This is a genomic window from Stenotrophomonas sp. YJH_SMC_21 (assembly GCF_059369555.1).
Genome location: NZ_JCAFSU010000008.1, coordinates 106,948 through 130,365, shown reverse-complemented (window position 1 = coordinate 130,365; position 23,418 = coordinate 106,948). Strand labels below are relative to the sequence as shown.

At 66.9% G+C, this 23,418-nt stretch carries 19 protein-coding genes; 13 read left to right on the top strand and 6 right to left on the bottom strand.

Annotation, left to right across the window (positions count from 1 at the left end):
- The first annotated feature begins 14 nt into the window (after nt 1–14).
- A complete protein-coding gene (locus AC5P67_RS12760; protein WP_043035408.1) occupies nt 15–2,552 on the top strand; it encodes a putative peptide modification system cyclase in 2,538 nt (845 codons plus the stop codon).
- Here the strand turns inward: AC5P67_RS12760 and AC5P67_RS12755 are convergent.
- Nucleotides 2,525–2,830, bottom strand: coding sequence for an NHLP-related RiPP peptide (locus tag AC5P67_RS12755; protein ID WP_033833258.1), 306 nt, complete (start codon nt 2,828–2,830; stop codon nt 2,525–2,527). The two genes, AC5P67_RS12760 and AC5P67_RS12755, sit on opposite strands and share 28 nt — an antisense overlap.
- Nucleotides 2,831–2,973: 143 nt before the next feature.
- On the opposite strand from AC5P67_RS12755, the gene AC5P67_RS12750 reads away from it, so the two are divergent.
- On the top strand, nt 2,974–4,143 hold the full coding sequence (locus AC5P67_RS12750; protein WP_043035409.1) for a putative peptide maturation dehydrogenase: 1,170 nt from the start codon (nt 2,974–2,976) through the stop codon (nt 4,141–4,143).
- Between the two features lie 21 nt (nt 4,144–4,164).
- Here the strand turns inward: AC5P67_RS12750 and AC5P67_RS12745 are convergent, their stop codons facing one another.
- From AC5P67_RS12745 to AC5P67_RS12735, 3 genes are read right to left on the bottom strand one after another with little or no spacing between them, the layout of a single operon-like run.
- Nucleotides 4,165–6,180: an acetyl/propionyl/methylcrotonyl-CoA carboxylase subunit alpha gene (locus AC5P67_RS12745; protein WP_425524952.1), complete on the bottom strand. Its 2,016-nt coding sequence runs from the start codon at nt 6,178–6,180 to the stop codon at nt 4,165–4,167.
- A gap of 8 nt (nt 6,181–6,188) precedes the next feature.
- Nucleotides 6,189–7,799 carry a carboxyl transferase domain-containing protein gene (locus tag AC5P67_RS12740; protein WP_005411924.1) on the bottom strand — a complete coding sequence of 537 codons (1,611 nt, stop codon included), beginning with the start codon at nt 7,797–7,799 and terminating at the stop codon, nt 6,189–6,191.
- A 10-nt stretch (nt 7,800–7,809) separates the two neighbouring features.
- Nucleotides 7,810–8,973 carry an isovaleryl-CoA dehydrogenase gene (locus AC5P67_RS12735; RefSeq protein WP_005407660.1) on the bottom strand — a complete coding sequence of 388 codons (1,164 nt, stop codon included), beginning with the start codon at nt 8,971–8,973 and terminating at the stop codon, nt 7,810–7,812.
- A 161-nt stretch (nt 8,974–9,134) separates the two neighbouring features.
- Here AC5P67_RS12735 and AC5P67_RS12730 point away from each other — a divergent pair, with 161 nt between their 5' ends.
- The 3 genes from AC5P67_RS12730 to AC5P67_RS12720 all read left to right on the top strand — a co-directional run bounded on the left by AC5P67_RS12730 (nt 9,135) and on the right by AC5P67_RS12720 (nt 12,325).
- Nucleotides 9,135–9,743 carry a TetR/AcrR family transcriptional regulator gene (locus tag AC5P67_RS12730; RefSeq protein WP_005407661.1) on the top strand — a complete coding sequence of 203 codons (609 nt, stop codon included), beginning with the start codon at nt 9,135–9,137 and terminating at the stop codon, nt 9,741–9,743.
- A 205-nt stretch (nt 9,744–9,948) separates the two neighbouring features.
- The gene (locus AC5P67_RS12725; protein ID WP_005407662.1) at nt 9,949–10,467 is read left to right on the top strand and encodes a c-type cytochrome; all 519 of its coding nucleotides are present in this window, start codon (nt 9,949–9,951) and stop codon (nt 10,465–10,467) included.
- Nucleotides 10,468–10,885: 418 nt separating this feature from the next.
- Nucleotides 10,886–12,325, top strand: a complete 1,440-nt coding sequence (locus AC5P67_RS12720; protein ID WP_111189198.1) for an ExeM/NucH family extracellular endonuclease — start codon at nt 10,886–10,888, stop codon at nt 12,323–12,325.
- Between the two features lie 301 nt (nt 12,326–12,626).
- Here the strand turns inward: AC5P67_RS12720 and AC5P67_RS12715 are convergent, their stop codons facing one another.
- Nucleotides 12,627–13,484, bottom strand: coding sequence for an EamA family transporter (locus tag AC5P67_RS12715; protein WP_111193625.1), 858 nt, complete (start codon nt 13,482–13,484; stop codon nt 12,627–12,629).
- Between the two features lie 43 nt (nt 13,485–13,527).
- Here AC5P67_RS12715 and AC5P67_RS12710 point away from each other — a divergent pair, with 43 nt between their 5' ends.
- The 5 genes from AC5P67_RS12710 to AC5P67_RS12690 all read left to right on the top strand — a co-directional run bounded on the left by AC5P67_RS12710 (nt 13,528) and on the right by AC5P67_RS12690 (nt 20,094).
- Entirely contained in the window at nt 13,528–14,199 is a 672-nt protein-coding gene (locus AC5P67_RS12710; RefSeq protein WP_111193626.1) for an alpha/beta hydrolase, read from the top strand.
- Nucleotides 14,196–15,296, top strand: a complete 1,101-nt coding sequence (zapE, locus tag AC5P67_RS12705) for a cell division protein ZapE (protein ID WP_111193627.1) — start codon at nt 14,196–14,198, stop codon at nt 15,294–15,296. The genes AC5P67_RS12710 and zapE overlap by 4 nt, the downstream gene beginning before the upstream one ends.
- A 635-nt stretch (nt 15,297–15,931) precedes the next feature.
- A complete protein-coding gene (locus tag AC5P67_RS12700) occupies nt 15,932–18,334 on the top strand; it encodes a ribonucleoside-diphosphate reductase subunit alpha (protein WP_111193628.1) in 2,403 nt (800 codons plus the stop codon).
- A 144-nt stretch (nt 18,335–18,478) separates the two neighbouring features.
- Nucleotides 18,479–19,498 (top strand): ribonucleotide-diphosphate reductase subunit beta, encoded by a 1,020-nt coding sequence (locus tag AC5P67_RS12695; protein WP_005407669.1) that lies wholly within the window; start codon nt 18,479–18,481, stop codon nt 19,496–19,498.
- Between the two features lie 338 nt (nt 19,499–19,836).
- Nucleotides 19,837–20,094, top strand: coding sequence for a hypothetical protein (locus tag AC5P67_RS12690; RefSeq protein WP_227833029.1), 258 nt, complete (start codon nt 19,837–19,839; stop codon nt 20,092–20,094).
- Nucleotides 20,095–20,133: 39 nt separating this feature from the next.
- Here the strand turns inward: AC5P67_RS12690 and AC5P67_RS12685 are convergent, their stop codons facing one another.
- Complete coding sequence (locus AC5P67_RS12685) at nt 20,134–20,769, bottom strand: LysE family translocator (RefSeq protein WP_005407671.1); 636 nt, start codon at nt 20,767–20,769, stop codon at nt 20,134–20,136.
- Nucleotides 20,770–20,921: 152 nt separating this feature from the next.
- Here AC5P67_RS12685 and AC5P67_RS12680 point away from each other — a divergent pair, with 152 nt between their 5' ends.
- The 3 genes from AC5P67_RS12680 (at nt 20,922) to AC5P67_RS12670 (ending at nt 23,416) form a co-directional block, all read left to right on the top strand.
- Nucleotides 20,922–21,323 (top strand): acyl-CoA thioesterase, encoded by a 402-nt coding sequence (locus AC5P67_RS12680; protein ID WP_005407672.1) that lies wholly within the window; start codon nt 20,922–20,924, stop codon nt 21,321–21,323.
- Between the two features lie 55 nt (nt 21,324–21,378).
- Nucleotides 21,379–22,194, top strand: a complete 816-nt coding sequence (locus tag AC5P67_RS12675) for an NAD-dependent protein deacetylase (protein ID WP_111193630.1) — start codon at nt 21,379–21,381, stop codon at nt 22,192–22,194.
- Nucleotides 22,195–22,315: 121 nt separating this feature from the next.
- Nucleotides 22,316–23,416: an NADH:flavin oxidoreductase/NADH oxidase gene (locus AC5P67_RS12670; protein ID WP_080353069.1), complete on the top strand. Its 1,101-nt coding sequence runs from the start codon at nt 22,316–22,318 to the stop codon at nt 23,414–23,416.
- Nucleotides 23,417–23,418 lie beyond the last annotated feature (2 nt).

The following is a 23,418-nucleotide window of genomic DNA, read 5'->3' as shown; positions in this document are numbered from 1 at the left end:
GGGAGACAGAGGCGATGAATGGCGACAACGGAACGTCGGCGCCGCACAACCAGCAACTGCGCGCCCTGCTGTTCACCGACCTGTGTGACTCGCTGCTGCTGGTCGAACGCATCGGCGATGTCGCTGCCGCCGAACTGTTCCAGGAACACGACCGGCTGGTGCTGGCGCTGCAGCAGCGCTGGAACGGCCAGCTGATCGATCGCTCCGACGGACTGTTCATGCTGTTCGAGCGCCCGATCGACGCGCTTGGCTTTGCATTGGATTACCAGCGTGGGCTGCAGCCGCTGGGGCAGAGACACGAGATCCATCTGCAGGCGCGGGCTGGTCTGCATGTGGGCGATGTGCTGACCTGGGAGAACAGCGCCGAGGCAGTGCGGGCTGGCGCCAAGGCGATTGAAGTCGAAGGCCTGGCCAAGCCGACGGCGGCGCGCCTGATGCAGTTGGCACGCCCGGGCCAGATCCTGCTTTCGGCGGTGGCCGAATCCATCGTGCGTCGCTCCAGTGGGTCGCTGGGCACGATGGCTGAAGGCCTGCAATGGCGGTCGTTCGGGCGATGGCGCTTCAAGGGCGTGAGCCAGCCAGCCGAAGTCTACGGCGTGCAGGCGGCGGGCATGCCCACGCCGGGGCGGCTGCGGCACACGGCCAAGGCCCGGCGTGATCTTCCGTTGTGGCGCCGTCCGCTGGCGATGGCGGCGCAGGCCGCCGTGCTGCTGGCCGCGGTGCTTGGCGTCTGGTTGCTGACCCGGCCACAGCCGGCCATCGCGTTCGCCGAACGCGACTGGGTGGTGCTCGGCGGGCTGCATAACCTCACCGGCAATCGACTGCTCGATGACGCCCTGGACCAGGCGTTCCGGATCAGTCTCGAGCAGTCCCGCTACGTCAACGTCGTCAGTGACGACCGCGTCGGCCGCACCCTTGAGATGATGCGGAAACCGCCGGATCGCGGTGTCCGTGAACGTGGCGATGCCGCCGCTGTGGCGGTGCGCACGGGCGCCCGCCTGGTGTTCGTGCCATCGGCGACCGATGTCGGCGGCCGAACCCGCTTCAGCGTGGAGGTGGTCGAGCCGTCGACGCTGCGCACCCTGGCCGTGGTATCCGCCGATGCGAAGGCGGGTGCGGTACTGGCGGCGGTGGACGATGTTTCGCGCCAGCTGCGCGATCGCCTGGGCGAAGAGCCCGCATTGATCCAGCGCGACAGCCAATCCCTGCCGGAGGTGACCACGGGCAGCATGGATGCGTTGCGTGCGTTTGCCTTGGGCCAGAAGCGCTACAGCCGAGGAGATTTCAACGGCGCGATGGCATTCTTCGGGCAGGCGATCGAGGTCGATCCTGAGTTCGCCCTGGCATGGCTGGGCCAAGCCCGCTGTCGCTTCGCCATGATGAATTACCGCGATGCCCGGCGTCTGCTGGCAGAGGCTGATCGTCGATCAGGGCACCTTACGCCACGCGAGCGCCTGTACGTGCAGAACTGGGCGCTGCAGATCAGTGATCCGGATCGCGCCACCGATGGCTGGGCGCGCATGGCGGAGCTGTATCCGGATTACATGCCTGCAAGCTACAACGCCGGTCTGAATCTTTTCCACGAGAACCGCCTTGCCGAGGCCCTGGCGCTTTCCAGGCGTGTTGCACAAAGCAGGGTCGAGCTGCCTGAGATCGCGCAGGACCAGTACGGCCGCGCCTTGCTGGCCAGCGAGCGCTACGCAGAGGCTGACATCGCGTTCAGTCGTGCCGCCGGCAATGGTTGGGAAGGTGCATTGATGCGCCAGGCGACGGTGGCGGCAGCGCGTTCCGAGTTCGAGAAGGCCAATGCGCTGCTTGCGCGGATCGATCCAGGCAACTTCCATGCTGGCAATTTCGCTACCACGATTGCGCTTGACCAAGGCGATGTCGAGGGCGCCATCAAGCTCGCCGAACAGGGAAGGATGCTTGCCGGACAGCGCCAGGGCATGGATCGGTACAACTTCGACATGCCCCTGGCCGTCGCCTACATGATGGCCGGCAGAAGGTCGAAGGCGCTGATGGTGGCGCGCGTGGCCGCGACCGCGCCGTTCGCAGAGCTGAGCGGCGAACCCGCGGTGGAGGTAGTGGATCGCCTGGTTGCAGCACACGCGGCAGCCTTGCTGGCACTGAGACTGGGCGATGCCGCACCGGCCAAGGCGGTCCAGGCCCGGATGAACGCGCTTCAGGATCTCCCTGACAGCAGCGTGTTGCGCCAGTACGTCACCCTGTTGGCCGGGCGGATGATGCAGCATGAGGGCCGGCCCCAGGCCGGGCTGGACCTGCTCGTACCGCTGTTGAAGAAGCAGCCACGCCTGCAGGTGCGGCTGGCAGTGCGTGACCTGGCGCTGGAGGCGGGCCTGAAGGATGTTGCCCAGGAGCAGACGCGTTGGCTGCGTGATCGCCCCGGATTTGCATATGCAGAAGCGCAATGCAGCTTCTGCCTGCAGGCGCTTAACGTAGTGGATGTGCGGAGGCTCATGGCGGCGCCGGCAATCGAGGCCGCCGACACCATGGCCTCGATGCCTCAGCGCAGCGTGCGCGGCGAGCCGTAACCGTCCTCCAGCATCGGCACGGAGTAGCCGGTACCACTGGTCAGCATGGCGATGATCTGGTCTTCGGCCTGTGCGATGACGTCTTTCTCCGCCAGGCAGATGTTCTTGCAGCAATCCTGGACGAACTGCTGAAGGTCAGCCGGGTTGGATGGAACGTGTCCAGCCAGCAGTATCGCGGCAGCCGTGTCGGTGGCGAAGAGCTGGCGGAAGGTGTCATCGGTGGCGAGGCGCTGAACCAGCGTCCTTGCGACCGGCAGCGAGAGCGTCAACGTGGGCATTGTGTCCTGCATCCATGGAGTGTCGAGGGGCAGTGGTGATGTCGGCTTGGCAAAGCGGTTCTTGAGAGGGTAGAGCGGGAGATGTAAAGGAATCGGGTCGCGGTTCGATAACGTGGATTCACGATGAAGGAAGGGCTGATCCGATGGATGTCAGGCGCTGCGCGATCGTAGTGGTACAGCCCACCGAGCAGATCCGGTTTGAGTTTGAGGGCCTGCTGCGCGGTGGTGATGGGCTGGTGCGCACGCTTGCCTGGGAGGCACTCGCCCCCCACCTGGATGGACCGGTGGTGCTGGACGCTGCGGCACAGGCACTGCTGGGAAGTCTGAGCCCAAGTGCATGGACCACGCTTGAGGCAGGGGAGGCCTGTTCACCCGCGATGGACCTGCTGATCGCCAGTGGCCTGGTGTTGATCCGCGGACAGGATGACGATGTTGCCGCTCGTGACGAGCGGCTGCGTGCAACGCATTGGCACCCCCTGGCTGCGGTCATGCATGCCTTCTCACGCTGGGAGGATGTTGACGCCGTTCGCAACATGCGTGAATCACAGATCGAAACGGCCTCGCAGATGCGCAGGACGTTGGGACCGCCGCCACCGCACGCTGCCGCTGCCGACGCTGGGTTGGTACCACTGCCGCCTCAGCAGTCCAACGATTTCGACGCACTGCTGGCGCGGCGCGTCACCTGCCGGAACTTCGATGTCACCCGATCACTGCCGCTGTCCCTGCTGAGCCAGATGCTGCAACGGGCATTCGGCAGCAGCAGCTGCCAGCGCGAAGGCGATGATCTGGTGTTCCTGAAGAAGAACGTACCTTCGGGCGGCGGACTGCATCCTGTGGAAGCCTACGTGCTGGTGCGCAATGTCGATGGACTTGCCGCGGGCATGTACCTCTATCGAGCGCAGGGCCACGGACTGATGCCGGTTGAGTGCCCCGTGGCCATCGATCGCGACTTCGTGATGTCCATGGTCGGGCAGCAGCACTGGTTCGCGGATGCGCACGTGCTGGTGGTCCTGGCCCCGCGTTTCAACAGGACGTACTGGAAGTATCGCCAGCATGGGAAAAGCTATCGGGTTGTCGCGATGGAGGCGGGACATCTATCCCAGACGCTGTACCTGGCGGCCACGGATGCCGGCCTGGGAGCATTCATTACTGCAGCGATCAACGAAAAGCCCATCGAACGTGCCCTGGGCCTGGACACGATCAACGAGGGGGTACTCGCGGTCTGCGGTTTCGGATGGCGTGCATCACGGATGACGACCAGCGAACTGGACCCGGCAGGCGTGATCTGGAACCTTGAAGACCGCGCGGGCTGACCCCGCGCGGCCTCTGCTGCATCACGCCGCGTCGAAGTCCACCAGCACCGCGCCATCACCCACCTGGTCGCCGGCCTTGGCGCGATAGCCCTTCACCGTGCCATCGGCCGGTGCCTGCAGGGTGTGCTCCATCTTCATCGCTTCCAGCACCACCAGCGGCGTGCCGCGCTTGACCTCGGTACCGGCGGCGACCAGCGTGGCGACGATCCTGCCCGGCATCGGCGCCAGCAGGCTGCCGGCATCGGCCACGGCGTGGTCTGATTCGCCCACGGGATCATGCAGGGTGAAACGGTGCTGGCCATCGGCGCCGAACAGATACAGCTGGTCACCGTCGCGCAGCAGCTGCAGAGTCCAGCGGCGCTCGCCCAGCTGTACCGCCAGCCCCTGTGCATCGGCCGTGCCGGTCACCCGCATCGGTGCCGCGTCATCGCATTGCACGCGCCAGCCACCGGCCTGCGTCCAGACCTTCAGCGTGTGCCGGCGCTCGCCCTGCTGCAGCGGCAGCACGCGCGGCGCAGACGCGCCGAGGCGCCAGCCGTCCTGTGCCTGCCATGGCGAATGCGGGTCACGGGCATCGGTGGTGGCACCGGCAGTGCTTGCAACAGCGGCCACGGCGGCCAGCTGCCACAGGGCATCATCCGTGTCGCCCACTACGCTCAATGCCGCCTGTTCGCGTTCGATCAGCGCGGTATCCAGCCTGGCGTGCGCGAACGAATCGGTATTCACCAGCCGGCGCAGGAAGCCGGCATTGGTGGTCACGCCTACCACCTGGCAGTCGGCCAGCGCCTGGCTCATGCGGCGCAGCGCGGCATCGCGGTCCACGTCCCAGACGATCAGCTTGGCAATCATCGGGTCGTAGTACGGGGTGATGCTGTCGCCTTCCTCCACGCCGGTATCCACGCGCACATGGGCCGACGGGGCCGGCAGGCGCAGGCGGCGCAGGGTGCCGGTGGAGGGCAGGAAGCCACGGTCGGCATCTTCGGCATACAGGCGCGCTTCGATCGCGTGGCCGTGGATGGCCAGCTGCTCCTGGCGCAGCGGCAGCGGCTGGCCCGAGGCCACGCGCAGCTGCCATTCCACCAGGTCGGTACCGGTGATGTACTCGGTGACCGGGTGCTCGACCTGCAGGCGGGTGTTCATTTCCATGAAGTAGAAATCGCCGTCCGGGCCGGCGATGAACTCCACCGTGCCCGCACCTTCATAGCCCACCGCGCGCGCGGCATCGACCGCCGCCTTGCCCATCGCAGCACGACGTTCCGCGCTCATGCCCGGGGCCGGCGCTTCTTCCAGCACCTTCTGGTGGCGGCGCTGCACCGAGCAGTCGCGCTCGAACAGGTACACCGCGTCACCGTGGCTGTCGCCGAATACCTGGATCTCGATATGGCGCGGGCGCTCGACATACTTCTCGACCAGCACGTGGTCGTTGCCGAACGCCGAGGCCGCCTCGCGCTGGCAGCTGGCCAGCGCATCGACGAAGTCCTCGCTGCGCTCGACCTTGCGCATGCCCTTGCCACCGCCACCGGCGCTGGCCTTGATCAGTACCGGGTAGCCGATGGCGTCGGCCTGCGTGCGCAGGAAGTCCGGTGCCTGCTGGTCGCCGTGGTAGCCCGGGGTCAGCGGTACACCCGCCTTGGCCATCAGCGCCTTGGCCGCGCTCTTGTCGCCCATCGCGCGGATGGCGCTGGCCGGCGGCCCGATGAAGGTGATGCCGGCGGCGGCGCAGGCATCGGCGAAGTCGGCATTCTCGGACAGGAAGCCGTAGCCGGGGTGGATGGCCTGCGCGCCGGTCGCGCGTGCCGCGTCGAGCAGCGCATCGCCGCGCAGGTAGCTCTCACGCGCGGCGGCCGGACCAATGTGGATGGCTTCGTCGGCCAGGCGCACGTGGCGCGCGTTGCGGTCGGCATCGGAATACACCGCCACGGTGGCGATGCCGAGGCGGCGGCAGGTGGCGATGACGCGACAGGCGATTTCGCCACGGTTGGCGATCAGGACTTTGGTGAACATGGCAACGGGCTTCATGGGAGCGTGCTCGGTCATGGCATGGATTACATGCGGAACACGCCGAAGCGCGTCTGCTGCGGGGCGGCGTTGAGGCTGGCCGACAGCGCCAGGGCCAGCACCCGGCGAGTGTCGGCCGGATCGATCACGCCGTCGTCCCACAGGCGCGCGCTGGCGTAGTACGGGTGGCCCTGCTGCTCGAACTGGTCGCGGATCGGCGCCTTGAACGCGTCTTCCTCCGCAGCCGGCCACTGGCCGCCCTTGGCTTCGATGCCATCGCGCTTGACCGTGGCCAGCACGCTGGCGGCCTGCTCGCCGCCCATCACGCCGATGCGTGCGTTCGGCCACATCCACAGGAAGTTCGGCGAGTACGCGCGGCCGCACATGCCGTAGTTGCCGGCGCCGAACGAACCGCCGATCACCACGGTGAACTTGGGAACCTTGGCGCAGGCCACCGCCATCACCAGCTTGGCGCCGTCCTTGGCGATGCCGCCCTGTTCGTACTTGCGGCCGACCATGAAGCCGGTGATGTTCTGCAGGAACACCAGCGGAATGTTGCGCTGGGTGCACAGTTCGATGAAATGCGCACCCTTCAGCGCCGACTCGGAGAACAGGATGCCGTTGTTGGCGATGATGCCGATCGGGTAGCCGTTCAGATGGGCGAAGCCGGTGACCAGCGTTGCGCCATAGCGCGGCTTGAACTCGTCGAAGCGCGAGCCATCGACCAGGCGCGCGATCACTTCGCGCACGTCGTAGGGCTTGCGCGTATCGGCCGGGATCACACCGTACAGTTCGTGTGCCGGCAGCAGCGGTTCTTCGCTGGCCTGCACCGCCATCGCCGGTTCCGGCTTGCGCCAGTTCAGCTGCGCGATGATCGCACGCACCCGTGCCAGTGCCTGCAGATCGTTGTCAGCCATGTGGTCGGCCACGCCGGATATGCGGGTGTGCACGTCGGCGCCGCCCAGTTCCTCGGCGGTCACTACTTCACCGGTGGCCGCCTTCACCAGCGGCGGGCCGCCGAGGAAGATCGTGCCCTGCTCGCGCACGATCACCGTCTCGTCGCTCATCGCCGGCACGTAGGCGCCACCAGCGGTGCAGCTGCCCATCACGCAGGCGATCTGCGGAATGCCCTGCGCCGACAGGTTGGCCTGGTTGTAGAAGATGCGGCCGAAATGGTCGCGGTCGGGGAAGACTTCGTCCTGCAGCGGCAGGAACGCGCCGCCGGAATCGACCAGGTAGATGCAGGGCAGGTGGTTCTGCTCGGCGATCTCCTGCGCGCGCAGGTGCTTCTTCACCGTCATGGGATAGTAGGTGCCGCCCTTGACCGTGGCATCGTTGGCCACGATCACGCACTCCACGCCGCTCACCCGGCCGATGCCGGCCACCACGCCGGCGGCTGGCACGGCGTCTTCATACATGCCATGCGCGGCCAGCGGCGCGATTTCGAGGAAGGCGCTGCCGGGGTCGAGCAGGGCGTCGATGCGGTCGCGCACCAGTAGCTTGCCGCGCGCGGTGTGCTTGGCGCGTGCGGCTTCGCTGCCACCCAGCGCGGTGCGCGCCAGGGTGGCGTGCAGATCGTCGACCACGGCCTGCATGGCCGCGCGGTTGGCTTCAAAGGTATCGCTGCCCGGTTGCAGCTGGCTGTTCAGGACGGTCATCGCGGTGGCCTTACAGGGTGCGCTGGAACAGTTCGCGGCCGATCAGCATGCGGCGGATCTCCGAGGTGCCGGCGCCGATTTCATACAGCTTGGCGTCGCGCCACAAGCGGCCGGTCGGGTATTCGTTGATGTAGCCGTTGCCGCCCAGGATCTGGATCGCCTGGCCGGTCAGCCAGGTGGCCTTCTCGGCGGCGTACAGGATGGCACCGGCGGCGTCCTGGCGGGTGGTGCGGCCCTGGTCGCAGGCGCGCGCCACGGCATAGACATAGGCGCGGCAGGCGCCCAGGCCGACGTACATGTCGGCGATCTTGGCCTGGATCAGCTGGAAGCTGCCGATCGCCTCACCGAACTGGTGGCGCTCGTGCACGTACGGCATCACCACGTCCATCGCCGCGGCCATCAGGCCCAGCGGGCCGCCGGACAGCACCACGCGCTCGTAGTCCAGGCCGGACATCAGCACGCGCACGCCACCGCCAACCTGGCCCAGCACGTTTTCTTCCGGCACTTCGCAGTCCTGGAACACCAGCTCGCAGGTGGGCGAGGAGCGCATGCCCAGCTTGTCCAGCTTCTGCGCGGTGGAGAAGCCCTTCATGCCCTTCTCGACCAGGAACGCGGTGATGCCCTTGGCGCCGGCGTCCATGTCGGTCTTGGCATAGACCACCAGCACGTCGGCATCCGGGCCGTTGGTGATCCACATCTTGTTGCCGTTGAGCACGTAGCGGTCGCCGCGCTTGTCGGCGCGCAGCTTCATCGACACCACGTCCGAACCGGCACCCGGCTCGCTCATCGCCAGCGCACCGACCAGGCTGCCGTCGCACAGGCCGGGCAGGAAGCGCTGCTTCTGTTCTTCGTTGCCGTTCTTGCGCAGCTGGTTCACGCACAGGTTGGAATGCGCGCCATAGGACAGGCCGATGCCGCCGGAGGCACGCGAGATCTCTTCCATCGCCACCACATGGGCCAGGTAGCCCATGCCGGTGCCGCCGTATGCTTCTTCCACGGTGAGGCCGAGCAGGCCCTGTTCGCCCAGCTTCGGCCACAGGGCCAGCGGGAACTGGTTGCTGGCATCGGCCTCGGCGGCCAGCGGTGCGACCTCGGCGGCGGCAAAATGGGCCACGCTCTGGCGCAGCAGGTCGATGTCTTCGCCAAGGTCGAAGTTCAGGGATGGCACGTGCATTGTGGTGGCTCCACGACGGGATGGCAGGAAATGGACGCACCCGGCGGGGGAGCGGGCGGCGGTCTGCAGGACCGCTGCCCGCACGGGCGATTGGACCCCAGCGTAGCGGGGTTCGGATAAGAAGTGAATACAAATTCAAAAATTGAAACCAGAATCAAAACATGGCCTACAAACGCTCTGCACTGATGGAAGAACGCCTGGCTGGGGCCCGTGAACGGATCCTGCTGGCCACCCGTGAGCTGGTCGCCACCGGCGGCTGGCGCAACGCCCCGGTGACCGCCGTGGCAACCCAGGCGGGGGTATCCACTGGCCTGATCTATCGCCATTTCCCGTCCAAGGCCGAGCTGTTCGTGGAGGTGCTCAACGCCGCGGTGGCCCACGAGGTCGCGATCATGGAGCGCATCGCCAGTGGTCCGGAGGTGGCCAGCGAGCGCCTGCGGCTGGCGATCACCGCCTTCGTTCGCCGCGCCCTGGCCGGGCCGGGGCTGGCGCATGCCTTCATCGTCGAGCCGGTCGACCCGGACGTGGAAGCCGAACGCATGCGTGGCCGTCGTGCCTTTGGGGATGTCTTCCTGCGGCTGGTGGAGGAGGGCGTGGCCGCCGGTGAGCTGCCGGCGCAGGACGCGCATGTGGCCGCCGCCTGCCTGGTCGGCGCCTTCACCGAGGCGATGGTCGGCCCGACCGCACCCAGCCGCGAAGCGCACCGCGACGAAGACGCGCTGGTGGATGCGATCTGCAGCTTCTGCCTGCGCGCGATCGGCGCCCGGTAACGTGGTAGAGCCGGCCGCTGGCCGGCTTCTGCACGATCCATCCGGCGGGATGGCGATGCCGGCCAGCGGCCGGCACTACCGGGCCGGCATGTTGCGCCGCACCAGCAGTGACGCCTGTTGTCGCACGCAAAGCGCGTTCTATACTCGGTCCATCACGCAGTCGCTCAGCCGTGGTCCAACGACTATCAGCCAGGGGTAACGAAGAGTGCGGAATTACGATCTGGAGTTCCTGAAACGCTTCTCCATGGTGATCGCGCTGCTGGCGACCATCACCCTCGGCCTCATCCTCCTAGCCGCCTACATCCACACCCGGATTCCGCCCGAGGTGTCGCCGACTGCGGCCAAGCGCACCGAACAGCGCATCTCGCCCACCGGCGCGGTCTATGCCGGCAGCACCGGCGCCGCCGCGCAGGCTGCGGCCAAGGCCGCCGCGCTGGCCAAGGCCGCCTCGCAGGTGGCCTACGGCGGCACCAAGGACGGCAAGGTCATCTTCGACAACCTGTGCACCGCCTGCCACACCACTGGCGTGGGCATGGCGCCGACGCTGGACCATTCGCACTGGGACAAGCGCATCGCGCAGGGCAAGGACACCCTCTACAAGCACGCCATCGAGGGCTACACCGGCCCGGATGGCGGCATCATGCCGCCCAAGGGTGGCAACCCGGCGCTGACCGAGGAACAGATCCACGCCACCGTGGACTGGATGCTGGGCAACCTGAAGTAGGCGCCGGAACGGCCAAACCGCGAAACGGCGGAAACGTCGAAACATGGAACCGCCGAACGGGATGGCGGAACCGCGGAACATGGAACGGCCGAACGGGATGGCGGAACCGCGGAACATGGAACGGCCGAACGGGATGGCGGAACCGCGGAACATGGAACGGCCGAACGGGATGGCGGAACCGCGGGAAGGGGGTAGAGTCGACTGTTGGTCGACTGCTCTTCCCAACGCCACCGAAAAAGCCCGCGCTGCGCGCGATAGTCGATTAACAGTCGACTCTACCCGCCGGTCGCCCCAATCGCCGCGGTCGTTCTCCGTCTGCCGCCGGCGGCTTTGCCGGCCAAGGCCAAAACCGCGCGCGTCGCTGGGGTTTCGCATTTCAAGGTTAGTCTGTGCGCCTCTTTCATGGAGTCGCCCGTCGATGCGCCGCCGTTCCCTCGCCATTGCCCTGTCCCTGCTGCTGCCGGCCGGCGCCTTTGCCCAGCCGCAGGCCGCACCGGTCACGTCGCCCTCCGCTGCGCGCGGCAGCGCCACCGTGGTGCTGACCGCCGCGCCGGCCGACTGGCGTGCACTGGATGGCCAGCGCGTGCGCATCGCCGCACCGCTGACCCTGGCCGGTACCGACGGCCTGGAGCGCTTCGGCCAGCTCACCGTGGCCTTCGATGGCCGCCTCTGGCAGCCGACCGAAGTGGCCACGCCGGGCACTGCCGGCTATGAGCAGGTGATGGCCGACAACCAGCGCCGCCGCCTGGTGCTGGAAGATGGCAGCGATGCCCGCGACCCGGCCAGCGTGGCTTACCTGCCGGGCAACCCGGTGCTGCGCACCGGCATGCAGCTGCGTGATGTGCAGGGCATCGTGCGCATGGACGCGCAGGGCCATCCGCGCCTGCAGGTCGAAGGCGCGCTGAAGCTGCCGGAGCTGAAGCGCCCGGCGGTGCCGACCGTGCCGGGCAACCTGCATGTGGCGGCCTTCAACCTGGAGAACTTCTTCAACGGCGACGGCCAGGGCGGTGGCTTCCCGACCCTGCGCGGCGCACGCACGCTGGAGGAACACAAGGCGCAGGTGGCCAAGCTGGTCACCACGGTCAACGCGCTGGGCGCCGATGTCGCCGCGCTGATGGAGCTGGAGAACGATGGCTACGGTCCGCAGTCGGCCATCGCCGAACTGGTCGATGCGCTCAACCGCGACCGCGGCGCGCAGGGCGACTGGCGCTTTGTCGATGCCGGCAACGGCCCCGGCGACAACCCGATCCGGGTCGGCATCATCTACCGCAGCGCGCGCCTGCAGCCGGTGGGCAAGCCGGCTACGCTGACCGGTGGCCCGTTCGTCGAGCACAGCCGCGTGCCGCTGGCGCAGGCCTTCCAGGGCAAGCAGGGCGCGCCGTTCGTGGTGGTGGCCAACCACTTCAAGTCGAAGGGCTGCCGCGACGCCGCCGGTGCCGACGCCGACCACAACGACAACCAGGGCTGCTGGAACGCCACCCGCGTGACCTCGGCGCAGCAGCTGCACGCCTGGCTGCAGACCGACCCGACCGGTACCGGTGCAAAGGACGCGGTGCTGCTCGGCGATTTCAATGCCTACGCGATGGAAGACCCGATCCGCACCCTGCATGACCTGGGCTGGCAGGACGCGTTCAAGGTCGCCAAGGTCGAGCATCCCTACAGCTACGTCTACAACGGCTATACCGGCCGCCTCGACCACGCGCTGTTGAGCCCGGGCATGGCCAAGCGCCTGCGCGGTGCCGCCGAGTGGCACAGCAACGCCGACGAGCAGGATGCCAGCGGCTACCAGGACCGCAACGTGCAGGGCCCGTGGCGCAGCTCCGACCACGACCCGCTGTTGTTGGGTTTCGACAGATAAGGTTCGGCGGGGATCTGCTCTGGGAGGGACCTTGATCGGCACGGATCCTGCCGTTGCTTTTGATCTTCCAGTCCGTCTTCAAGCGAGCCGAGCATCGCAGGTGAATCAGGGGCGAAGAGGCGCCGATGTTTGAGCGCAGCGAGTTCGGCGCCGTCCCCTGGTTCATCGAGAAGCGCAGGGTACCGGTGCACAGCACCGGCTCGCGGCTGGCGGCGCGTTTCTTTTGGTTACTTTTCTTTTCGCGCGAAAAGAAAAGTGACATCCCACCGCGGGCGCGGAAATGGCCCGCCGCAACCAACGCTCACCCCCAGGCGATCAGTCCGATCGCCAGCACCGCCAGCGCCAGGCCGGCGCGGTTCCACCGGGTGGTCGCCTCGCCGAAGGCGAACACGCCCACCAGCGCGCCCAGCACCACCACGCCGATGTTCATGCCGGCGAACACGGTGGCCGGGTTGTCCGGCATCGACTGGTGGGCGTGCACATAGAAGAGGATGTTGCCGCCATTGAGCAGGCCCAGCAGCGCACCTGCGCCGAGGTTGCGCCAGGCCAACCGGCTGCGGCCACTGGCGTGCCGCCACAGCTGCAGCGCCAGCATCAGCACGAAGGCCACGCTGAAGCTGGCCAGCACCGCCGCCATCGACGGCGTGCCGGACAGCGCCACCTGCTTGAGCAGCACGTCCACCACCGCAAACCCAGCCCATACCCCCAACAGCCAGCCCCAGCCGCCGGGCGAGGACGCGACCACCGGCCCGCGTGGGCGCAGGCTGATCGCCACCATCGCCAGCAGGCCCAGGCCGAGCCCGGCCAGCTTCCACGGTGTGGCAGTCTGGCCGAAGAACAGGAAGGCGGCGGCCAATGACAGCAGCAGCGACAGCCGCTGCGCCACGTCGCTGCGGACGATGCCGGCCACCGCCACCGCGCGGCCCAGCACCAGGAAAATCGAGGGCAGCACCACCGCCAGCGCCAGCAATGACAGCCACGGCGCGTGCGGCGCGCGCAGCGCATCCAGCGGCGGCTGCAGCACCACGGCGGTGAGCGTTGCCGCCACCAGATAGTTCCAGGTGACCATCTGCGAAACATCCAGCTGGCGGCGTCCGGCCACCTTCAACAACACCGAAACCAGCACGCTGCAGATCACGGCCAAAGACAGGTAGAGCATGGGGCGGGCACAGGGCAGGGGCGGGGGACGGTATCATGGTGCCATGCACAAGCACTCGTTCCCCGTCGCCCCCGGCGAAACCGCCTGCCTCGAACTGGACGGCCCGGCCGGCCCGCTGGAAGTGGTCGTCGACCTGCCCAGGGCCGATGTGCCGGTGCAGCCGATCGTGGCCATCATCTGCCACCCGTTGTCCACCGAAGGCGGCACCCTGCACAACAAGGTGGTCACCATGACCGCCACCACCCTGCGCGAGCTGGGCATCGCCACGGTGCGATTCAACTTCCGCAGCGTGGGTGGTTCGGCCGGTGAGTTCGACCATGGCGTGGGCGAGCAGGACGACCTGAAGGCCGTCGCCGCTTGGGTGCGCAGCCAGCGTCCGGACGACCGCCTGTGGCTGGCCGGTTTCAGCTTCGGCGCGTTCGTTTCACTGAAGGCCGCAGCCGAGTTGCAGCCGGAAGCGCTGATCTCGATCGCGCCGCCGGCCGGCCGCTGGGACTTCGATGGCATCGCCCCGCCGGCCCGTTGGCTGGTGATCCAGGGCGAGCAGGACGAGATCGTCGACCCGCAGGCTGTCTACCAGTGGCTGGACTCGCTGGATTTCCCGCATGAGCTGGTGCGCATGCCCGAGACCAGCCACTTCTTCCACCGCAAGCTGATCGACCTGCGCGGCGCGCTGACCCACGGCGTGAAGCACTGGCTGGGCGCGGCGGCATGAGTGCAACCGAGCTGACCCCGTCGCAGCGGTACGCGGAAGGGGTTGCCCGTGGCGACTGGCAGAACGACCCGGCCCAGCATGCGGCGCTGGCCGAGCTGGACCGCATCCACCTGGGCCTGCTGGACAGTGCCGAGGACGGTTGGCTGGACCGCCTGTCCTCGTTCTGGAAGAAGCCCGAGCCGGTCAAGGGCCTGTACTTCTGGGGCGGTGTCGGCCGCGGCAAGACCTTCCTGGTCGACCTGTTCTACGACGGGCTGCCGATCAAGCAGAAGTACCGGACCCACTTCCACCGCTTCATGCGCAGCGTCCACGAGCGCCTGCGCGAGCACCAGGGCCAGAGCGACCCGCTGGCGAAGATCGCCCAGGAATGGCGCAGCAACCTGCGCGTGCTGGTGCTGGACGAATTCTTCGTCACCGACATCGGCGATGCGATGCTGCTGGCGCGGCTGCTGGAGCGCCTGTTTGCCGAGGGCGTGACCCTGGTCACCACCTCCAACACCGCAGTGGAGAACCTGTACCTCAACGGCCTGCAGCGCGAGAGCTTCCTGCCGGCCATTGGCCTGCTGCAGCGCTTCTGCGTCGAGCTGTACGCCGAAGGTACCGAGGATTACCGCATGCGCGCGCTGACCCGCTCGCCGGTGTACCGCGCACCGCTGGCTGCCGACAGCGATCAATGGCTGGCCACGCGCTGGAACGAACTGAGTGGTGGCCAGCCGGCCAAGACCGGCAACATCGAGATCGAGGGCCGTAAGATCCCGGTCCGCGGCCGCGGCAAGAGCATCGCCTGGTTCGATTTCGCCGCGCTGTGCGAGGGTCCGCGCGGTCCCTCGGACTACATCGAGATCGCGCACGAGTTCAACACGGTGCTGCTGGGTGGCATCCCCGCCTTCGACCGTTTGAACGAAGATGCCGCGCGCCGCTTTGTCAACCTGATCGACGAACTGTACGACCGCCACGTCAACCTGGTCTGCACCGCCAGCACCTCGCCGATCGAGCTGTACACCGGCCAGCGCCTGCAGGGCGCTTTCGAACGCACCGCCTCGCGCCTGATCGAGATGCAGAGCGCCGAGTACCTGGGTACCCCGCACCGGGCGTGAGGGGTCTGCGGGCGTACGTTGCCGGCCAGCGGCCGGCACGACCCCCCTGGGATTCCGGTAGTGCCGGCCGCTGGCCGGCAATGATCGGGGGAAGGAGGGCGCAACGGCGTTTCCCTGCGGCCGCTGCTCCGGCCTGGCCGGCACATGCAGCCTCGCGTCGCTGCCCGGCGGGCGGTCCCGGCGTCCACCGGATTCCCACCGGCTGCCCACCACCTATCCACAGGGTTGTCCCTAGCCAGTTTCATCACTGTCATGTGAAGCTGTCATTGTTCCGTTTTCGCGGTGCGTTGTACCACCGCAATGACGCCTTTCGGGCTTGACTGCGCAGCCCGTTCCGGCAGGTCTGAAGCGTCTGATCCGGACGCCGGTGGCACGATCCTTGCGGCGCAAGGGATTGCCGAATTTCACTACATTTGGCGTTGACGGGCCCCATCACCCCCACTATCTTGTGGCCGTCGGTCGCAGCAACCCCAATTCCAGGGATGCCCGGGTACCCATCCGCGATCGTCAACGGCAGTGGCAGGCGCAGGGTCTCATCCGCTGCGACGCCGTCCTGCCATCCTGGGCTGTCATGTCCCGGGCTGCGTCACCCGATGCATCGAGCACCCACCAATCACGCCAAGAGGACACACGCCGTGACCACCGAATCCAGCGCCACCATCGAGAAGGAAAGCGAATTCCTGTTGACGTCGCCGCCGACGGCCAACGCGATGAGTGTGACCAAGCGCAATGGCACGACCGAACTGGTGGACCTGAACAAGATCGTGCGCGCGGTGCAGCGTTCCTCCGAAGGCCTGCACGCCGTCGATCCGATGCGCGTGGCCACCCGCACCATTTCCGGCCTGTACAACGGCGCCACCACCCGCGAGCTGGACGAACTGTCCATCCGCACCGCCGCCCTGCTGATCGGTGAAGAGCCCGAGTACGGCCGCCTGGCTGCGCGCCTGCTGGCCAACTACATTGCCAAGGAAGTCTCGGGCCAGGAAATCTACGCCTTCTCGCAGTCGGTCAGCCGTGGCCATGAAGTCGGCCTGATCAACGACCGCCTGCTGAACTTCGTGCAGACCAACGCGCGCAAGCTCAACGATGCCATCGACATCTCGCTGGACCTGAACTTCGATTACTTCGGCCTGCGTACCCTGTACGACCGTTACCTGCTGCGCCACCCGCACACCCGCAAGGTGATCGAGACCCCGCAGCAGTTCTTCCTGCGCATCGCCAGCGCGCTGAGTGAGGACGTGTCCGAGACCCTGGCGCTGTACAAGCGCATGGGCAACCTGGACTACCTGCCGTCCAGCCCGACCCTGTTCAATTCCGGCACCACCCACGAGCAGCTGTCCTCGTGCTTCCTGCTGGACTCGCCGCAGGACTCGCTGGAGTCGATCTACTCCAAGTACGGCGACATCGCCCAGCTGTCGAAGTTCTCCGGCGGCATCGGCGTCAGCTACACCCGCGTGCGTTCGCGTGGTTCGCTCATCAAGTCGACCAACGGCCACTCCAACGGCATCGTGCCGTGGCTGAAGACCATGGATTCGTCCGTGGCCGCGGTGAACCAGGGTGGCAAGCGCAAGGGCGCGGCCTGCGTGTACCTGGAAACCTGGCACGCCGACATCGAGGACTTCCTCGAGCTGCGTGACAACACCGGTGACGAAGCCCGCCGCGCGCACAACCTGAACCTGGCCAACTGGGTGCCGGACCTGTTCATGAAGCGCGTCGAAGCCGACCAGGAATGGTCGCTGTTCGATCCGCGCGTCGTGCCGGAGTTCACCGACCTGTTCGGCGAAGCCTTCGAGGCCGCCTATCTGCAGGCCGAAGCCCAGGGCAAGGCCAACCGCACCATCTCTGCCCGCAAGCTGTACGCCCGCATGATGCGTACGCTGGCCGAGACCGGCAACGGCTGGATGACCTTCAAGGACAAGTGCAACCGCGCCAGCAACCAGACCCTGCGTCCGGGCAACGTGATCCACCTGTCCAACCTGTGCACGGAAATCCTGGAAGTCACCTCCAACGATGAAACCGCGGTGTGCAACCTGGGTTCGATCAACCTGGGCAACCACTTCGACGAGCACAACGAGTTCGATTTCGAGAAGCTGGCCGAGACCGTGCGCCTGGCCGTGCGCCAGCTCGACCGCGTCATCGACCTGAACTTCTACCCGATCGAAACCGCCCGCCGCGCCAACCTGCGCTGGCGTCCGGTCGGCCTGGGCTGCATGGGCCTGCAGGACGTGTTCTTCCGCAAGCGCCTGCCGTTCGACAGCGCCGAAGCCCGCGCCCTGTCGAAGAAGATTGCCGAAGCGATCTACTTCCACGCGCTGGAAACCTCCTGCGAGCTGGCCCAGGAACGTGGCAAGCACCCGTCGTTCAACGACACCCGCGCTGCGAGCGGCGAACTGCAGTTCGACGCCTGGAACGTGGTGCCGGAAGACACCGCACGCTGGGACGCCCTGCGCAGCCGCATCAAGGAACACGGCCTGCGCAATTCGCTGATGATCGCGATTGCGCCGACCGCGACCATCGCCTCGATCGCCGGCTGCTACGAGTGCGTCGAGCCGCAGGTGTCCAACCTGTTCAAGCGCGAAACCCTGTCCGGTGACTTCCTGCAGGTCAACCGTTACCTGGTGAACGAGCTGAAGAAGCTGGGCCTGTGGACGCCGGAAATGCGCGATGCCATCAAGCTGGCCGAAGGTTCCATCGCCGGCGTGGCGCAGATTCCGGAAACGCTGCGCGAGGTCTACCGCACCGCGTGGGAACTGCCGATGCGTTCGCTGATCGACATGGCCGCCGAGCGTGGCGCCTTCATCGACCAGTCGGCCTCGCTCAACCTGTTCATGGAAAGCCCGAACATCGGCGCGATGTCCTCGATGTACATGTACGCCTGGAAGCAGGGCATCAAGACCACCTACTACCTGCGTTCGCGCCCGGCCACCAAGATCGCCAAGACCACGGTGAGCGCTGCGGCCCCGGCCAAGGCATTCAGCCCGGACGAAGCCATCGCCTGCTCGCTGGAAAACCCGGAAGCCTGCGAGGCCTGCCAGTAACACACCGCGCGGTGGGTGCCGACCGTTGTTTGGCACTCGAACACCTCGCACCTGTAGAGCCGAGCCATGCTCGGCTGCGGAAAAACACCCACGGTAGCGCCGGGCCACGCCCGGCGGCTCACCCAGGAATTCAAGGAAACACCCATGGCCGACAAGCCCAAGCAGATGCTGCTCGATCCCGGTTTTGAACTGACCCTGCGCCCGATGCGCTATCCGCAGTTCTATGACATGTACCGGAACGCGATCAAGAACACCTGGACGGTGGAAGAGATCAACTTCCAGATCGACATCACCGACCTGCACAGCAAGATGTCGCCGGGCGAGCGCCACCTGATCCACCGCCTGGTCGCGTTCTTCGCCACCGGCGACTCGATCGTCTCCAACAACCTGGTGCTGAACCTGTACCAGCATCTCAATGCGCCGGAAGCGCGCATGTACCTGTCGCGCCAGCTGTATGAAGAAGCGCTGCACGTGCAGTTCTACCTGACCCTGCTCGACAACTACCTGCCGGATCCGGAAGAGCGCGCCAAGGCGTTCTCGGCGGTGGAGAACATCGACTCGATCAAGAAGAAGGCCGATTTCTGCTTCAAGTGGATCGACTCGATCCAGAGCCTGACCCGCATCGAGACCCGCGAACAGCGCCGCCAGTTCCTGCTCAACCAGATCTGCTTCGCCGCCTGCATCGAAGGCCTGTTCTTCTTCGCGGCCTTTGCCTACGTGTACTACTTCCGTTCGCGCGGCCTGCTGCCGGGCTTGGCCTCGGGCACCAACTGGGTGTTCCGCGACGAGAGCGCACACATGGAGTTCGCGTTCGAGTCGGTGCGCGTGGTGCGTGAGGAAGAACCGGACCTGTTCGACGAAGAGATGAAGCAGCAGGTCTACGACATGCTGGCCGAAGCCATCGAATGCGAAGTGCAGTTCGCCGAGGACGTGCTGTCCGGCGGCGTGGCCGGCATCTCCACCCGCGACATGCGCCAGTACCTGCAGCACTGTGCCGACCAGCACTTCGCCAAGCTGGGCATGGAAAAGAAGTACAACGTGCGCAACCCGCTGCCGTTCATGGAACTGCAGGACGTGCAGGAGCTGACCAACTTCTTCGAACGCCGCGTCTCGGCCTACCAGGTCGGCGTGCAGGGCGAAGTCGCCTTCGACATGAACTTCTGATCGAACCGGCCCGGCCTGTCGCAACGAAGAACCCCGGCCAATGCCGGGGTTTTTCGTTGCGCATCAGAAGGATGAGCTATTCTCGCTGGACGCCAGTGGTGGCGGTGCTTCGCATCCATGCCGGGCCTGGGGAGGAAGAGGGGATGCCACTGCAGGAATGACGCGTGGACAATCCCAGCGCCGGGTTCCCGTGCGCGTGGTCCCCGGAGGTCGCAATGGAGACTGCAGTGCCTGCAACAGCAACCCGCAGGACCGTGTTTCGTGGGTGGACGGGAGGACTGTTCGCCGTCCTGGTCGCCTGTCCGTCCCTCGCCCATGGCACGAACTGCGATTCCAAGGTGACCAACGTTTCCATCGATGCCAGCGGCAAGGTGTTCGTGGCGACCACCGTCTCGCCCATCCACGCGGTCTGCAACATCGTCAGCAAAGGCGACTTCAGCATGCCGCCCGAGGTCTGCAAGGCAACCTACGCCATGCTGATGAGCGCGAAGGTCTCCGCCATGCCCATCCGCCTGTACTACACCAGCGTGCCGCAATGTGGCGATATCAAGGCCTGGTCGGCACAACCGAGCTTCTACCACGCTGAACTGTTCTGATTACGGGGCCGGGCGTATCGCCTGGAGGGCACGCCGCGATCAGCGCCGCCCTTCCACCGCCATGCGCACCGCCAGTCCGGCCAGCACCGTGCCCATCAACCAGCGCTGCACCATCTGCCAGGTCGGGCGTGCGGCCAGGAAGCCGGCGATGCTGCCGGCGGTCAGCGCGATCATGCCGTTCACGCTGACGCTGACCAGGATCTGGGTCGAGCCCAGCACGATCGACTGCATCAGCACGCTGCCTTCGCTGTCCGGGTGCAGGAACTGCGGCAGCAGCGACAGGTACATCACCGCCACTTTCGGGTTCAGCAGATTGGTCAGGAATCCCATCGTGAACAGCTTGCGCGGGCTGTCCTGCGGCAGTTCGCGCACCGCGAACGGCGAACGGCCACCGGGCTTGAGCGCCTGCCAGGCCAGGTACAGCAGGTACAGCGCGCCACCGATGCGCAGCGCGTCGTAGGCGAACGGTACCGTCATCAGCAGGGCGGTGATGCCCAATGCCGCGCACAGCATGTAGAACACGAAGCCCAGTGCCACCCCGCCCAGCGAGATCAGTCCCGCCATCGGCCCCTGGCAGATCGAGCGCGAGATGACGTAGATCATGTTCGGCCCGGGCGTGAGCACCATGGCCAGCGAAACCAGCGCAAAGGCCAGCAGGTCGGAAGTGGCGGGCATGGGAGGTCCTGGCAGTGGGCGTGGCGCAGTGTAACGCCTGCTGCAGGCGCGGCCTGCGCAGGCACCGCTGCCGGGTGACCGTTGCACGTGCATTCCGATGGCCGTCACGCCGGTCGCTTAGAATCCGCAGCACCCCACACCGAAGCTCCCCCATGACCCCGATCCCCGAGACCGTGCCGCCCATCGAAGTGCGCATGGCCGAAATCGTCTTCCCCAACCACACCAACCACCTCGGCACCCTGTTCGGTGGCCAGGCACTGGCGTGGATGGACAAGGCCGCGTTCCTGGCCGCCGCCCGCTACTCGCGCCGTACCGTGGTGACCGCGCGCAGCGACCAGGTCGACTTCAAGCTGCCGATCCGCATCGGCCAGATGGTGGAAACCATCGGCCGCATCGTTGAAGTCGGCCGCAGCTCGATGAAGGTGGAGGTGGAACTGGTCGCCGAAGACCTGCACAGCGGCGAGCGCAAGCTGTGCACCCGCGGCCACTTCGTGATGATCGCGCTGGACGAGGAAGGCCACCCGATCGCGGTGCCGCCGCTGCCGGCGGCCTGACCCGGACAACCGACCGGCGCTTGCGGGGGCGCTGCGGCGCCCCCATCTGGCAGCCATGACCCCGCCACTGACCGACTTCATCGACCGCGCCCAGCGCCTGTTCGTGCTGACCGGCGCCGGCTGCAGCACCGCCTCGGGCATTCCCGATTACCGCGACAGCGACGGCCAGTGGAAACGCACGCCACCGGTGACCTACCAGGCCTTCATGGGCGAGGCCGCTACCCGCCAGCGCTACTGGGCGCGCAGCCTGCTGGGCTGGCCGCGCTTCGGCCTGGCCCGGCCCAATGGTACCCACCAGGCCCTGGCCGCACTGGAAAGCCGTGGCAAGCTGCAGGTGCTGCTGACCCAGAACGTGGACGGCCTGCACCAGCGCGCCGGCAGCCGTAACGTGATCGACCTGCATGGCCGCCTGGATCGGGTGCGCTGCATGGGCTGCGAGCGCCGTAGCGGCCGCGAGGACTTCCAGCAGCGCCTGCTGGACGCCAACCCCGGCTGGGATGCGCTGGAGGCCGGCGTCGCGCCTGATGGCGACGCCGACCTGGAGACCGATTTCTCCAGCTTCGTGGTACCCGTGTGCCCGCACTGCGGCGGGGTGTTGAAGCCGGACGTGGTGTTTTTCGGCGAAAACGTGCCCCGCGAGCGGGTGGAGGCGGTGCACGAGCACCTGCAGCAGGCCGACGCCGTGCTGGTGGTGGGCTCGTCGCTGATGGTCTATTCCGGCTTCCGCTTCGTGCAGGCGGCGGCCAAAGCAGGACTGCCGGTGGCGGCGCTGAACCGTGGCCGCACCCGTGCCGACGACCTGCTGCAGTTCAAGGATGAACGCGATTGTGCTGAGGCGCTGGCGTCGGTTATCGAACCATCGGCCGGGTAGAGTCGACTGTCAGTCGACTCTACAGGCCACCCGCCGCCGCGAAACAGCGATCCATCCAGATGGTTGATCCCGGAGCCGTGCGGCGGTGCAATACGCATCCCCTACGTCGTCCATCACTGTCTTGAGCCAGCTGTTTTCGCCGATCTCGTTCGGCCCCCTGACCCTGTCCAACCGCATCGTCGTCGCGCCGATGTGCCAGTACTCCGCCGAAGACGGCCGCGCCAGCGACTGGCATGCCATGCACCTGGGCAACCTCGCGCAATCCGGCGCCGGCCTGCTGATCCTGGAAGCCACCGCGGTCGAGCCGCGTGGCCGCATCAGCTGGGCCGACCTGGGCCTTTGGGATGACGGCACCGAGGCCGCGTTGGCACAGGTACTGGCCAGCGTCCGCCGCTGGTCGCCGATGCCGCTGGGCATCCAGCTCGGCCATGCCGGTCGCAAGGCCTCGGTGAACCGCCCTTGGGACGGCGGTGGCCAGCTGCCGGCCGACGATGCGCGTGGCTGGGCCACCGTGGCGCCGTCGCCGCTGCCGTTCCACGCCGCCGATCCGGCACCGCAGGAACTGGACGAGGCCGGCATCGCCGAGGTCATCGCCGCCTTCGCCGCCAGTGCGGTGCGTGCCGAGCGCCTCGGCTTCGAGCTGATCGAGCTGCATGCCGCCCACGGCTACCTGCTGCACCAGTTCCTGTCGCCGCTGAGCAACCGTCGCACTGATGGCTACGGTGGCTCATTGCCGAACCGCCTGCGCCTGCTGGTGGAAGTGTTCGACGCCGTGCGTGCGGCGGTATCGGACAAGATCGCCGTGGGCGTGCGCATCTCCGCCAGCGACTGGGTCGATGGCGGCTGGGATCTGGTGCAGAGCGAAGCGCTGGCCCAGGTGCTGGACGCGCGCGGCTGCAATTTCCTGCATGTCTCCAGCGGTGGCCTGGACGAACGACAGAAGATCACCGTCGGTCCGGGCTACCAGGTGCCGTTCGCGGCAGCGATCAAGGCCAAGGTGCGCATGCCGGTCATCGCCGTGGGCATGATCACCGAGCCCGAGCAGGCCGAATCGATCCTGCGCCATCGCCACGCCGATGCCGTGGCCCTGGCGCGCGGCATCCTCTACGACCCGCGCTGGCCGTGGCATGCCGCTGCCGCATTGCGCGACAGCGTGGAACCGGCGCCACAGTACCTGCGCTGCGAGCCGCGCGATGCGCGCGGCGTGTTCAAGACGCGCTGAGG